Raw genomic sequence first — 16,040 nt, forward strand, 5'->3', positions numbered from 1 at the left:
CCTCGTCGAGGCAGTCGCCGGACGCGGCGCGAATCTGCCACCCGTGGTGGCGGTGTCGCCGCGCCCGGACCGGATCCCGCTGTCGTTCGCGCAGCAACGCCTGTGGTTCATCAACCGGTTCCAGCCCGACTCGGTCGCCTACAACATCCCGGCGGTACTGCGGATGCGCGGTGGCCTCGATGTCGAGGCACTGCGTGCGGCACTGGTGGATGTGGTCTCTCGTCACGAGGTGCTGCGAACCACGTTCCCGGACGAGGCCGGCGTGCCCTATCAGCTCATCCATCCCGAGGCATCGGTCGCCGATGGGCTCGACTGGGGTATCGCCGGTTCCCAGGACGAGCTCGTCGCAGCCGTGACCGCCGGCTTCGATGTCACGACCCAGTGGCCCATCCGTGTCCGCCTCTGGCGCGCCGCGGCCGGGGAGCATGTGCTCGCCATCGTGTTGCACCACATCGGCGCCGACGGGGAGTCGATGGCGCCGTTCGTCTCCGATCTCGTTGCCGCGTACGGCGCCCGCGTCGTCGGCGAGGCTCCCGGTTTCGTGCCGCTCACGGTGCAGTTCGCCGATTTCGCGATCTGGCAACACTCCGTGCTCGGCTCCGCGGACGACCCGGAATCGGTTGTCGGACGTCAATTGGCCTACTGGACTGCACAGTTGGCCGGTCTGCCGGATGTGCTCGAGCTGCCGGCGGATCGGCCGCGTCCGGCGGTCGCGTCGGGCCGGGGTGACCGGTACGACGTGGGAATCCCGGCTGAGATCGGTGCGCGTGTCGCAGAGGTGGCACGCGGGGCCGATGTGACGCCGTTCATGGTGGTGCACACGGCGCTCGCAGTGTTGTTGGCTCGGTTGTCGGCCACCGACGACATCGCGATCGCCACCCCGATCGCCGGTCGTGGACAGGCGGTGCTCGATCCGCTCGTCGGCATGTTCGTGAACACCTTGGTGCTGCGCACCGCGGTCGACGGTGCCCAGCCGTTCGACCGTCTGCTCGCGCAGGTCCGCGACACCGATCTCAACGCCTTCGCGCATGCCGACGTCCCGTTCGAGACCCTGGTCGATCGTCTCAATCCGGTTCGCTCCGAGGCGTTTTCACCATTGGCGCAGGTGACCTTCTCGTTCGATCCGGCGGCCTCGGCCGCCGAGGCGCTCGGGGACGCCGGCGGGTTGACGGTCACACCGTACGGCGAGGTCGCGGTCACCGCGCAGACCGACCTGTGGATCACGGTGGCGTCCGGGGCGGCCGGCCAGGACTGGGGGCTGTCGATCATCTACGCGACCGACCTCTTCGAGGAAGCGACCGTCGTCGAGTTCGCCGACCGCTTCACCCGCTTGCTCGCCGCGTTGACCGCGGCTCCGGGAACCGCAGTGGGCGACGCGCCCTTCGTCGCGCCGGCGACGGTGGCCGAGATCGAGACCGCCGAATGGGGCGATCCCGTGGAGTTGCCGGCCGTGCAGACGGTCAGTGACGCCGTGGCCGCGCAGGCCCGACGCACTCCTGACGCGACCGCGCTCGTCTTCGGTGAGCGTGAGGTGTCCTACGCGGAGTTCTCGGCCCGGGTCAACACGCTCGCCCGTGCCCTGATAGCCGCCGGGGTCGGTCCCGATGTCGCTGTGGCGCTGTGTGTTCCGCGATCGGTCGAGATGATGGTGGCCATCCATGCCGTCGTCGCCGCCGGTGGTCAGTATGTACCCGTCGACGTGGCCGCACCCGCGGACCGCGTTCGCTACATGTACGAGACCGCCGGTGCGCGAGTGCTGCTGGTCGCCGACGCGGACGGGGTACCCGGCGCGGTGAACGCCGCGGACGAGGCCGGGGTCCGTGTCATGACCGTCGACGCCTCGGCGCTGCTGGACGTCGACGCGGCGTCCGCCGCCCCGGTGTCCGACGACGAGCGACTCGCGCCGCTGCGCCCGGATGATGCGGCATACACCCTCTTCACCTCCGGGTCGACCGGACGTCCGAAGGGTGTGACCCTCTCACACGCGGCCGTGCTCAACCGCCTGTGGTGGGGCCTGGACGCGCTGCCGATCGGCCCCGACGACGTCGTGATGCAGAAGACGCCGTACACCTTCGACTGCTCGGTGCCGGAACTGTTCGCGCCGTTGGCGATCGGCGCGCGCGTGGTCGTCCTCGCCGACGGTGGTCACCTCAATCCGCGGCAGGTGGCCGACGAGATCGCCCGCACCGGCACGACGATGGTGCACTTCGTGCCGTCCATGCTCTCGGTGTTCCTCGAGGTCGTCGACCGCGAACAGCTCGCCGCGCTCGACACCCTCCGGATCGTCTCGACCACGGGTGAGGCGTTGCCGCCGGCGGTCGCGGCACCGGCGCGCGAACTGTGGCCGGATGCCTGGTTCTTCAACCTGTACGGCCCGACCGAGGCCGCGGTGGAGATCACGTTCGAGCGGATTCACTCCGTCGCCGCGGATGATCCGACGGTGCCCATCGGCGTTCCGGTCTGGAATTCGTCTGCAGTGGTGTTGGATTCGCGGTTGCGCCGGGTCCCTCCCGGCGTGCCCGGCGAGCTCTACCTCGGCGGGGTCCAACTCGCCCGCGGTTACGCCGCCCGCCCGGACCTCACTGCCGAGAGATTCGTCGCCGACCCGTACGGCGAGCCGGGCTCGCGTCTGTACCGCACCGGCGACCTGGTGCGCCGCCGTCCCGATGGCGTGCTGGAGTATCTCGGCCGCACCGACTTCCAGGTCAAGCTGCGCGGACAGCGCATCGAACTCGGTGAGATCGAAGCGGTCATCGCGTCGGCGCCCGGCGTCGTGCACGCTGCGGCGACGGTGGCCACGGCGCCCGGTGGCGGTGAACACCTCGTCGGTTACGTGGCGGGGGTCCCGGGCGAACGTCTCGACCTCGACGCGGTGAAGTCCGTTGTCGCGGCGTCGCTCCCGGAGTACATGCGGCCGAGCGTGTGGATGCCCGTCGAGGACATCGCGCTGAACACCGCAGGCAAGATCGACCGTCGTGCACTGCCTGAGCCGGTGTTCTCCGCCGGTGAGTACATCGAGCCCGCCGATGAGTCGGAGGCCGCGGTGGCGGCCGTGTTCGCCGACGTCCTCGGCCTCGACCGCGTGAGCGTCACCGACTCCTTCTTCGACCTCGGTGGCAACTCGCTGTCGGCGATGCGGTTGGCTGCGCGCGTCGGTGAGGTCACCGGCAGCGAGATCTCGGTCCGCGACCTGTTCGACGCGCCGAGCGTGCGGGAACTGGCCCGTGCCAGCGCCGATCTCGACGCAGCCCGGGCGCCCATCGTCGCGGTCAGTCCGCGTCCGGAACGCATCCCGCTGGCCTTTGCGCAGCAACGGATGTGGTTCGTCAACCAAGCCGATACCACGTCGCCGGCCTACAACATCCCGGTGGTGCTGCGTCTGTCCGGTTCCCTCGACGAAGACGCTCTGCACGCCGCCCTGATCGACGTGGTGTCGCGCCACGAGTCGCTGCGGACCACGTTCCCGTCCGCCGACGGCACGCCGTATCAGAAGATCAACCGCGCGACCTCGGTCGCCGCGCGTCTGGACTGGGATGTGGTCTCCTCGCAAGAGGAGATCGAGGCCGCGGTGTCGGCCGGCTTCGACGTCTCGCGCGACTGGCCGATCCGCGCCCGGATCTGGGAGGTGGCGCCGGATGAGCACGTGTTCGCGGTCGTCACCCACCACATCGCCTCCGACGGTGAGTCGATGATGCCCCTGGTGAGCGATGTCGTCACCGCTTATCTGGCCGAAACCGCGGATGCCGACCCGGATTTCGCAGATCTCGAGGTCCAGTTCGCCGACTTCGCGATCTGGCAGCACGACGTGCTCGGCTCGCCCGACGATCCGGAATCCGTTGTCGGTCGCCAGCTCGCCTACTGGGTCGAGCGGTTGGCCGGTCTGCCGGACGTGATCGACGTGCCCACCGACCGCCCCCGCCCGGCCCGTGCCAGCCAGCGCGGCGGACGCGTCTCCTTCACGGTGCCGGCCGAGGTCGGTGACCGGATCGCGCGCGTCGCCCAGGACACCGGCGCCACGCCCTTCATGGTTGTGCACGCGGCGTTGGCCGCGCTGCTCTCGCGACTGTCGGCGACCGATGACATCGCGATCGGCACCCCGGTCGCGGGTCGAGGTCAGCGCGTGCTCGATCCGCTGATCGGCATGTTCGTCAACACGCTCGTGCTGCGCACCCGCGTCGACCTCGACCGCGGCTTCGCCGATCTGCTGGAGGCCGCCAGAGAGGCCGATCTCGGCGCGTTCGCGAATGCCGATGTCCCCTTCGAGATCGTCGTCGATGCCGCCGGTGCCCAACGGTCGGCTGCCTTCGCTCCGTTCACCCAGGTCTGGCTCACCTTCGACCAATCGACCCTGCCGGAGCTCGCCGGCGCCGACCTGTCGGTGGGGGAGGTCGCCGGCATCCAGGTGAGTCCGGTGGACACCGGTCAGACCCCGGCGCGCGTCGACCTGCTCATCGGGATGACCCAGCCCGGCCGTGGCGAGGAGTGGGCGGGCTCCATCACCTACGCCACGGATCTCTTCGACGAGTCGACCGCGGTCCGACTGGGCGAGCAACTCGTCGGATTGCTGACCGAGGCCGTCACCGAGCCGGAGACCCCGCTGCGGCAGATCACACTCGGCGACACGGTGTCGGTTGCCGAACTCGCCCGCTCCGCAGCGCAACCCGAGCCGCAGCGCCAGACGGTGTCGATCGCCGACTCCGACGCGGTTGTCACCGGGGGACCGGGAACCGAGCCGGTCGTCCTGGGCGACCTATTCGCCCGGGCCGCCGCGAAGTGGGGACCACGCCAGGCAGTCGTCGACGCCGACAACGTCTGGCTGTCCTACGCCGATCTCGACGCGCGGTCGAACCGCCTGGCGCGCTGGATGATCGGTCAGGGCATCGGCCCGGAGAAGCTGGTCGCTCTGGCGATCGGCCGCTCCGCGCAGTTGCTCGTCGCGATCTGGGCGGTCGCCAAGACCGGTGGTGGGTATGTGCCGATCGACCCGGACTATCCCGCCGAACGGGTGGCGAACATGGTCGAGGACTCGGGTGCGATCCTGGGCCTGGCCGTCCAGGCGTCGGGAACCCTTCCCGGGGAACGCTTCTCGTGGCTCCGTCTCGACGACGCCACGCTGTCCGCCGAGATCGAGACACTGTCCGACGCGCCGATCACCGCAGCGGATCGTCGTGGGCCGGTGCGGGTGGACAACGTCGCCTACGTGATCTACACCTCGGGCTCCACCGGGCGACCGAAGGGTGTCGCCGTGACCCACTCCGGCCTCGCGAACTTCGCCGCGGAGGAGATTCGCCGGTCGGGTGCCGACGAGTACTCGCGGGTGCTCGGCTTCGCCTCGCCCAGCTTCGACGCGTCGGTGCTCGAGTACCTGCTCGCGATCGTGTCCGGCGGCGTGTTGATCTACCGCCCCGCCGACGCCGTCGGCGGCCCGCCGCTGCAGGACCTCATGATGCGGCAGGCGATCACCCACACGTTCCTGACGCCGACCGTGCTCGCGACCATCGAACCGCAGGCCGTCCCGGCCCTCCGGGTCGTCTACGCCGGTGGCGAGGCCGTGCCGCAGGCGCTCAAGGACAGCTGGGCGCCGTTCCGGCGGATCCAGAACCTCTACGGCCCCACCGAGACCACGATCGGCGTGACCATCAGTGCGCCGATGGCGGTGGGCGAGCCGGTTTCGCTCGGCGGCCCGCTCGCCGGCGTGGGCCTGATGGTGCTCGACGCGCAGTTGCGTCCGGTCCCCATCGGGGTCGCAGGTGAGCTGTATGTCAACGGCGGCGCGCTGTCGCGCGGATACCTCGACCGTCCGGGCCTGACCGCCGATCGGTTCGTGGCGAACCCGCACGGTCACCCGGGTGACCGGATGTATCGCACCGGCGACATCGTGCGCTGGAAGCAGGATTCCGCCGGCGCCCCGGTCATCGAGTACTCCGGGCGCAGCGACGACCAGGTGAAGCTGCGCGGTCTGCGCATCGAACTCGGTGAGATCGAGGCAGTTCTCGCCGAGCATCCGGCGGTCCGCTCGGCCGTGGTCGTCGGTGTCGGCGGTTCGGTCGCCACCGCACTGGCCGCCTACGTGGTCACCACCGGGGCCGAGGTCGATCCGGCAGAGCTGAGATCGTTTGTCGGCGAACGTCTCCCGGCGCACATGGTGCCGGCGTCGGTCGCGGTGCTCGACGAGCTCCCCCTCACCCCGGTGGGCAAGCTCGACAAGGCGGCGCTGCCCGAACCGGTCATCGAGGCCGGCGAGATCGTGGCACCGGAGACCGATCAGGAAGCCGCGGTCGCCGCGGTGTTCGCCGAGGTGCTGGGCCTCGGCGAGGTCAGCGTGACCGAGTCCTTCTTCGATCTCGGCGGCAACTCGCTGTCGGCGACGCGCGTCGCCGCCCGGGTGGGCGAGGTACTCGGTGTCGAGACCTCGGTGCGTGACCTGTTCGAGGCGCCGACAGTACGTGCGCTGGTGGGCGAGGTGTCCGGACACGCCGCGGCGCTGCCCCCGATCGTCGCGAATGCCGAACGGCCGGAACTCGTTCCGCTGTCGTTCGCACAGCAACGGATGTGGTTCATCAACCAGTTCGATCCGTCGCTTCCGACCTACAACATCCCGGTGGTGTTGCAGGTGACCGGACCTCTGGACACCGACGCACTGCGCCAGGCGATGGCCGACGTGGTGGGCCGCCACGAGGTCTTGCGCACCACCTTCCCCTCCGTCGAGGGGGCGGCGTATCAGCTCATCCATCCGCGCGAGCAGATCGCCGAACGCCTCGACTGGGGGATCGTGGCGGATCAGCGCGAACTGGAGAGCGCGATCGTCGCGGGCTTCGACGTGAGCGCCGACTGGCCGGTCCGTGCGCGGGTCTGGCCGGTCGAGCCGGGCCGATCCGTGGTCGCAGTGGTCGTCCATCACATCGCTGCCGACGGCGAATCGATGAATCCGCTCCTGGCCGACGTGATGAACGCCTACGACGCGCGGGTCGCCGGGCGGGCACCCGACTTCGAACCGCTCGAGGTCCAGTTCGCCGACTTCGCGCTCTGGCAGCACGATGTCCTCGGCGACGGGTCCGACCCGGACTCGGTGATCGGCGCCCAGTTGTCCTACTGGGCAGACAAACTCGCCGATCTGCCCGAGGTGCTCACGCTGCCGTTCGATCGGCCGAGGCCGCTCGTCGCCTCGCAGCGGGGCGGCCGGGTCGGTGCGGTGATACCGGCCGAGATCGGCGACCGCGTGCGCGACCTCGCTCGCGAGGCCGACGCGACGCCGTTCATCGTGGTACATGCGGCGCTCGCGGTTCTGCTGGCGCGTCTGTCGGCGGGGGAGGACGTGGCGATTGCGACGCCGGTGGCCGGACGCGGCCAGCGTGTCCTCGACCCGCTGGTCGGTATGTTCGTCAACACCCTCGTCCTCCGCACGCAGATCGCCCCGTCGATGACGTTCGCCGAACTCCTCGAGCAGGCGCGCGAGACCGATCTCGAGGCGTTCGCCAACGCCGACGTCGCGTTCGAGACGCTCGTCGAACGACTCAACCCCGTGCGATCCGAAGCGTTCGCACCCCTCGCACAGGTGATGTTGACCTTCGGCCAGACCGCGATACCTGAGATGGGAGCCGACACGGCGCCGGCCTCGGTCGCCGGTCTTGACATCGAACCGATGTCGCCCGCGGACCCGCCGGCGAAACTCGACCTCACCGTCGGTGTCACCGTCCCCGAGGGCGACGGCGACTGGCCGCTTGAATTCGTGTTTGCACGGGACCTCTTCGATGAGGACACCGTGGCTCAGCTGGCCCGCAGGTTCGTCGCGATCCTCGATCAGCTGACGGCGCGGACCGAGGCGCCGGTGGCCGAGGCGGCGCTCCTCGAACCCGCCGAGGTTGCGGACATACTGCGTCGGTCCCGTGGCACCGAGATCGTCATCGCAGCGGAATCCGTTGTCGCCGGGGTAGAGGCCGGCACTACCCGGCATCCCGACACGATCGCGCTGACCTTCGCTGACCGTGAGCTGTCTTATCGCGAATTCGGAGCCCGGGTCGCAGATGTGGCGCGCGAGCTGCTGGCGCTGGGCGTCGGTCCCGACGTCGCGGTGGCGGTGTGCATCGATCGCGGCGTGGAGATGGTCGTGGCGGTCCACGCGGTGACCGCGGCGGGTGGGCAGTACGTGCCCATCGACACCGCGGCCCCGGGCGACCGCGTGCGCTACATGGTCGAGACCGCGGCCGCGCGGGTCCTCCTCGTCGGACCGCGGCCCGTGGCGGCCGACCTGTCCGGTCTCGACGACGGGATCCAGCGTGTCGTCGTCGATTCGACCCGCGACATCGATCCGTCGACTCCGCCGGTCACCGACGCCGAGCGCGTGCGGCCGATCCGCGGTGACGACGCGCTGTACACCCTGTTCACCTCGGGTTCGACGGGACGGCCGAAGGGCGTCACCGTCTCGCACGCGTCCGTGGCCAACCGGTTGTGGTGGGGACTCGACGAGTACCCCTGGACCGTGGGTGACCGGATCATCCAGAAGACGCCGTACACCTTCGACGTCTCGGTGCCGGAGCTGTTCGCGCCGTTGCTGACCGGTGCGACGATGGTGATCGCGGAACCGGGCGGTCACGCCGATCCGCTCTACATCGCCGACCTGATCGCGTCGAGCGGCGCCACCTCGGTGCACTTCGTCCCGTCGATGCTGTCGGTGTTCCTCGATGTCGTACCGGCCGAGACGGTCTCGCGCCTGGGTACGCTGCGGTGGCTCTTCGCCTCCGGTGAGGCGCTGCCGCCCGCGGTGGTGGCCCGTGCCCACGAGCTGCTGCCGCACGTCCAGATCGTGAACCTGTTCGGTCCCACCGAGGCAGCGGTCGAGGTGGCCTACGCCGACGTCACCCGGGCACCGTCGGTCGTGCCGATCGGCGTGCCGGTCTGGAACACGACCACCCACGTGCTCGACGCGCGGCTGAACCCGGTCCCGACGGGAGTCCCGGGCGAGCTCTATCTCGGTGGCGAGCAGGTGGCCCGCGGGTACGCCGCGCAACCGGGACTTTCCGCCGAACGCTTCGTGGCCGACCCGTTCGGCCGGCCCGGCTCGCGGCTCTACCGCACCGGCGACCTCGTGCGGTGGAACACCGACGGTGAGATCGAATACCTCGGCCGCACCGACTTCCAGGTGAAGCTGCGCGGCCAGCGCATCGAGCTCGGGGAGATCGAGTCCGTCGTGGCGGCTGCGCCCGGGGTCGTGCACGCCGCGGTGACGGTGGCCGACGCGCCGGGCGGCGGACAGCATCTGGTCGCCTATGTCGCGCCGTCGACCGTGGACATCGAGGTCCTGCGCGACGCGGTGACGCAGGCACTTCCGGAGTACATGCGTCCGACCCTGTGGATGCCGATCGACGACGTCGTGCTGAACAGCGCGGGCAAGCTCGACCGCCGCGCCCTGCCCGCACCCGACTTCGCGGGGCTCGACGCCGATTACGTCGCGCCCGCCAACGCGACCGAGGAGACCCTGGCGAGCATCGTGGCGGGTCTGCTCGGACTGGAGCGGGTGTCGGTCACCCAGTCGTTCTTCGCGCTGGGCGGCGACTCGATCATGTCGATCCAGCTCGCCTCGGCGGTTCGCGCCGCGGGGTTCACGCTCACGCCGCGAGACATCTTCGAGCAACGCACCATCCGGGCGATGGCCCGCGTGGTCGCCGGCGAGGCTCATCGCCTGCCGTCGCTCGACGAACCCACGGGCGGTGCGCATGGCGACATGCCGCTCCTGCCGGTGATGTCGTGGATGATCGAGCATTCATCGGAGCCCGGCGATTTCGCGGACTTCTCGCAGTACCGGGTGCTCCACGGGCCGTCGGGACTCACCGTGGACGCGTTGTCGGAGTTGCTGTCCGAGCTCATCGCGGTACACCCGATGCTGTCCGCCCGTCTCGCCCGCGACGGCGACCGCTGGCAACTCGTCGCCGGTTCCGGCGAGAGCCCAGATGGTTCGCACACCGACAGTCCGGGCGCAGCGCCGTACGTGTTCGCGCGGTCCTCGACCGCACCGGTGGGTACCCCCGGCCACGACGCCGACGTGCGCGCCGCGCATGCCGAGGCGCTGGCACACCTCGATCCGTCGACCGGCGTGCTCGTCGCAGCCGGCATCGTCACCGACGTCGACGGCGTCGGTCGGGTGGTCCTGGCGATTCACCATCTCGGTGTCGACGCGGTGTCCTGGCCGATCATCGTCGAGGACCTGGTGATCGGATGGGCGCAGCGGGCAGCAGGTCAGCCGATCGCGCTGCGGGCCGAGGCGACGTCCGAGCGGGCGTGGGCCCACGCGGTCGGCGCACAGGCCGACTGGCGCGCGACCGAGCTGCCGTACTGGCTCGAGCGGCTCCCGGCCTGGCCCACCGATCTCGGGATCGACTTCGACGCGTCGCGGGACCGGTTCGCCACCGAGGTGTCGGTGGTCCACTCATTCGACGCGCAGGTGACCGAGGCCGCGCTGACCTCGGTGCCGGAAGCGTTCCGCGGCAACGCCAACGACGTCCTGCTCGGTACGTTCGCCCGTGCGGTCCGGGCGTGGCAGGCCGCGCGCGGCATCGCCGACGTCGCACCCGTGACGGTCCTGGTCGAGGGCCACGGCCGCAAGGACGAGATCGTCACCGCCGACGGCGAACGCGCCGTCGACCTGTCCCGCACGGTCGGCTGGTTCACCACGATCGCCCCGGTCGCCGTCGATCCCTCCACCGACGTCGCCCATGCGGTGAAGTCGGCCAAGGAGGAACGCCTCGGGCAACCCGACGGCGGGCTCGGTTTCGGTGTGCTGCGCTACGGCGCCGATACCGAGCTGTCGCAGCGTCCGCTGCCGAGCATCGGGTTCAACTTCTTCGGCGCCGGACGCGCGGGACGCCCCGCGGCCGAACCCGAGCACGACGTCATCCCGTTCACCGGCGCGCCGAGCGCACCGGGGATGCCGCCGTCGGTGTCGGGCGCGATGGTCGCGCTGAACCCGTTGAGCGTCAACGTCGGAACGCAGAGCGACGGCGATGCCCGGCGCCTGACGGCCAACTTCACCTTCCCGTCGGCACTGTTCGGGACCGACGACATCGCCTCGCTCGCCGAATTGTGGGCGGATGAACTCGTCGCGCTCGCGCAGCACGTCGCCGCGGTCGGCGACCCGGGCCGCTCGCCGTCGGACGTGCCGGGCACGCCCGTCACCCAGGCCGAACTCGACGCGCTCGCGGTGCGTTTCCCGGGTGCGGACGTCTGGCCACTCACGCCGCTGCAGTCCGGTCTGTACTTCCAGTCGCAGATGGCGTCGCGAGACCCGTCGGCCGTCGACGATGGGCTGTCGGCGGGAGCCGCGAGCGTGGACGTCTACGTCACCCAGGCGGTCCTGCACCTCGGGGGCGACGTCGACCGCTCGCGATTGCGGTCGGCCGCAGAGGAACTGGTGGCCCACCACCGGGTGTTGCGCAGCGGGTACGTGCGTACGCCCGGAGGTGCACTGGTGACCGTCGTGCCCCCGCGCGTCGACCTGCCGTGGTCCGAGGTGTCCCTGGAGGCGGGTCTCGACGACCTCGGGGCCGCACAGCGGGTGCGCGAGATCGCCGACGCCGAACGGATCACGCCGTTCGATCTGGAGAATCCGCCGCTCATGCGGTTCGTCGGTGTCGAGCACGCCGCCGGTTCCGCGACGACGCTGAGCCTGATCGTGACCAACCACCACATCCTGCTCGACGGCTGGTCCGGGCCGCTGGTCCTCGCGGACCTGCTCGCGCTCTACGCCGGGGTCGGCACGTACACGGCCACCATCGCCGCGGAGACCGACTTCGGCGATCACGTCCGGCGTCTCGCCGCCACCGACCGGGCCGCAGGTCTCGCCGCGTGGCGGGAGGTGCTGTCGCCGCTCGAGGAACCGACGCTGGTGTCCGGCGGCGAGGAGGCCACGACCACCTCGTTGCCGCGCAATCACGAGGAGTGGATCGACGCCGGGACGACGGCCGCGATCAACCGGCTCGCCCGCGAGCGCGGGGTCACGGTCAGCACAGTCCTGCAGTTCGCGTGGGCGGTACTGCTGTCGCGTATGACCGGTAACCGGGTCGTCGCCTTCGGTGAGACCGTGTCGGGCCGCCCGTCGGACCTCGATGGTGTCGAGGGCATGGTCGGCCTGTTCATCAACACGGTCCCGAGCGTCGTCGACGTCGACCCGAACGCCGCCATCGGTGACGTGCTCGCCGCGATGCAGGCCGACAAGGTCGCAGTCCTCGACCATCAGCACGTCGGCCTCGCCGATCTCACCGCGCTGGCCGGGATGGGCGCCCTCTTCGACACCCTCACCGTGTTCGAGTCGTTCCCCGTGGACTCCGACTCGCTGTCGACGGCGGACACGTCGCTGGCCGGTGGTCTGCAGATCGTCGGCGTGGATGCCGACGACTCGACGCACTATCCGCTCAACCTCTCGTCGTCACCGTCGGGCGATCGCCTGCTGCTGAAGCTCAAGTACCTCCCGTCGGCCTTCGCCGACGACCAGGTGCGGGTGTTCGGTGCGGCGCTGCGCGAGATCCTGCGGGCGGCCGTCGGCGATGCGGACCGGCCGACCTCGTCGATCGCCCTGCTCGACGCAGCGGGAGCCGCCGAGCTCGCCCCGGTGAACGGTCCGGCGGCGCCGGAGCCGCGACTGCTGGGCGAGGTCTTCGCCGACGTCGCGGCCACGCATGCCGAGATCGTCGCGGTCACCGACGGCACCGGCGCATCGCTCACCTACGCCGAGCTCGACGAGCGGTCGAATCGTCTCGCGCGGTGGATGACCGGTCGGGGCATCGGCGTCGATCACGTGGTGGGGCTCGCGGTGGGACGCACCGTCGACCGTCTGGTCGGGCAGTGGGCCCTGGCGAAGCTGGGTGCGGCGTACCTGTCCGTCGACCCGACGCTGCCCGCCGACCGCATCGCGCACATGATCACCGATTCCGGTGTGCGACTGGTCATCACGTCCGATCAACGAGGCCCGGACTCGGGCGTCGACGTCCCGGGCGACGTCGAGTCGATCGATGTGCACACCCTCTCCGAGGCGGTGCGCGAGGTCGACGGCAGTCCGCTCACCCCGGGTGAGGTGGCGGGTGTCCCGCGTCTCGACGCGCTCGCCTACGTCATCTACACCTCCGGCTCGACCGGTGTGCCCAAGGGTGTCGCGGTCACCCATCGTGGTGCACACGCCTTTGCGGTCGCCGAGGCGCAGCGGTTCGGTATCCGTCCGGGTTCACGTGTACTCGGTTACGCCTCACCGAGTTTCGACGCCTCGGTGCTCGAGTGGCTGCTCGCCTCGACCTCGGGTTCGACGCTGGTCTACCGGCCGGACGAGGTCGTCGGCGGCGAGGTGCTCACCGGATTCCTCCGCGAGCACGCGCTGACGCACGTTTTCCTGACACCGAGTGTGCTGGCAACGGTCGAACCCGACGAGCTGCCCGCACTGCGGATGCTCGCCTCGGGTGGTGAGGCGGTTTCCACCGCCCTCGTCCGCGCGTGGTCGCACCGGGTCGCGTTCCACAACGCGTACGGTCCGACGGAGACGTCGGTGGCGGTCACCATCAGCGGTCCGCTCGATCCGGACGGACCGGTGACCATCGGCGCGCCCGTGCCGGGTACCGGCCTGCTGGTCCTCGACCAGCGCCTGGCGCCGGTGCCCGTCGGGATGGCCGGCGAGCTGTACGCCACCGGCGTCTCGCTGGCACGCGGTTACCTCGGGCGCCCGCAACTGACCGCCGAACGGTTCGTGGCGTCCCCGTTCGGGGTGCCCGGCGATCGCATGTACCGCACGGGCGACCGTGTCCGGTGGGTGCGCTCGGCGTCGGGTGAGCTGGTGCTCGAGTACCTGGGACGTTCGGACGACCAGGTGAAGCTGCGCGGGCTGCGCATCGAACTGGGCGAGATCGAGAACGCGCTGACCTCGCATGCGGCGGTGAAGACCGCGGTGGTGCTCGGGGTCGGCGGGTCGGTCGCGTCGTCGTTGGCCGCCTACGTGGTGTCGGCGTCGGAGGCGCCTGCCGTCGACGTCGGCGATCTGCGCGACCATCTCGCGGATCGGTTGCCCACGTATATGATCCCGGCGACGATCACGGTGCTCGACGCCCTGCCGCTCACCCCGACGGGCAAGCTGGACAAGCGGGCCCTGCCCGCCCCGGAGGTCGAGGCGGACGACCTCGTGGCCCCGGAGACGGCGGCCGAGGCGCGCATCGTGGCCGTCTTCGCCGACCTGCTGGGCGTCGACGCGGTGTCGGTGACGGGTGACTTCTTCGCCCTCGGCGGCAACTCGCTGTCGGCGACCCGCTTGGCCGCACGCGTCGGCGACGCGTTGAACGCCGACATCGGCGTCCGGGACGTGTTCGAGTCGCCCACCCCGCGGGCCCTGGCCGCTCTCGGGGAACACCGCGGCGGGTTGCGCGCTCCGGTGATCCGGGTCGAGCCCAGACCGGCGGAGATCCCGCTGTCGTTCGCGCAGCAGCGGATCTGGTTCATCAACCGCCTCGACCCGGCGTCGGCGGCGTACAACCTGCCGATCGGTGTCGAACTCGGCGGCGAGCTCGACGTCGAGGCCCTGGGCGCGGCGATCGGCGACGTCGTCGCCCGGCACGAGATCCTGCGGACCACCTTCCCCGCCGTCGACGGCCGGCCGACGCAGGTCGTCCACGACGCCGACGGTCCGGCCGCGCTGCCCCGGCTCGTCGAATGTGCGTCGGAGACCGAGCTTCTCGACGCGCTGTCGGCCGGGTTCGACGTCACCACCGAGGTGCCTGTCCGGATCCGGTTGTGGCAGCGCGGCGAGGGTTCGTGGGTCCTGCTCGCGGTGCTGCATCACATCGTGGGTGACGGTGAGTCCATGCGGCCGCTGATGGCCGACGTCGTGACCGCCTACCGCGACCGTGCTGCCGGCCGCGCGCCGGAGCTGCCGCCGCTGCCGGTCCAGTTCGCCGACTACGCACTGTGGCAGCAACGCGAGCTCGGGGCGGTCGACGACCCGACGTCGGTGGTCGGCCGGCAACTGTCGTACTGGTTGCGTCAGCTTGCCGGGGTGCCCGACGTGCTGGAGCTGCCCGCCGACCGCCCGCGCCCGACCGTGGCGTCGATGCGGGGTGCGCGGGTGGACTTCGAGATCCCGCACGAGGTCGCGACGCGGATCTCGGCGCTGGCGCGCGACCGCGGGATGACGCCGTTCATGGTGGTGCACGCGGGCCTGTCGGTGCTGCTCGCCCGGGTCACCGCGACCGACGACATCGCGGTGGCCACGCCCATCGCGGGTCGCGGACGCGCCGAGATCGATCAGCTGATCGGCATGTTCGTCAACACCCTGGTCCTGCGGGCCGAGGTCGACCCGTCGATGAGCTTCGCCGAACTGCTCGAGGACACCCGGGTCGTCGACCTCGACGCCTTCACCAACGCCGACGTGCCGTTCGAGACACTGGTCGAACGTCTGAACCCGACCCGGTCGCGGGCGTTCTCGCCGCTGGCACAGGTCATGCTCACGCTGACCAACGCCGGCAGCGGTTCACCGGTGCTCGAGGCGGAGGGGCTGCGGGTCGCGCCACTCGAGTCGCCGGTCACGTCCGCCCAGCTCGACCTGACGGTCGCGGTGGTCGCCCGTCCGGACCGGTCCTGGTCGGCGTCGATGGTGTACGCCACGGACCTGTTCGACGAGGGGACGGTCGAGCTGTTCGCGCAGCGCCTGGTTACGCTCCTCGACGGGCTCACCGCCCGGCCGGATGCCGCGGTCGGGGAGTGTCCGCTCGTGACGCCCGCGGAACGTGATCGCGTGCTGGCCTGGTCGGCGGGTGCCGCGACGCGGCCGACCGGTGCGACCCTGCCGGGCATCATCGGACCCCGGCAGCCCGGCGCGGGGGAGCCGGGAGCCGGCGAGAACGGTGTGACCGGCCGCGAGGTCGGGTACAACGGTCGCGGCGGGTACAACGGCCAAGACGACCACGACAGGTACAACGGCCTGAACGGGGACGCGGGTCGCTACGGTGACGATGGTTCCGATGGCAGTGGTCGGGGATGACTGAGCAAAGAGAACACCCGGGGCGCAGCGAACACAC

At 70.6% G+C, this 16,040-nt stretch carries 1 protein-coding gene; it reads left to right on the forward strand.

The window, feature by feature from the left end; all coding sequences use genetic code 11:
* On the forward strand, positions 1–16,003 hold a 16,003-nt coding region (locus ACFVHY_RS18015), incomplete at its 5' end, for an amino acid adenylation domain-containing protein (protein ID WP_390274314.1).
* Positions 16,004–16,040 lie beyond the last annotated feature (37 nt).

It is taken from the genome of Gordonia sp. NPDC127522 (genome assembly GCF_042672305.1).
GTDB lineage: Bacteria > Actinomycetota > Actinomycetes > Mycobacteriales > Mycobacteriaceae > Gordonia > Gordonia hongkongensis.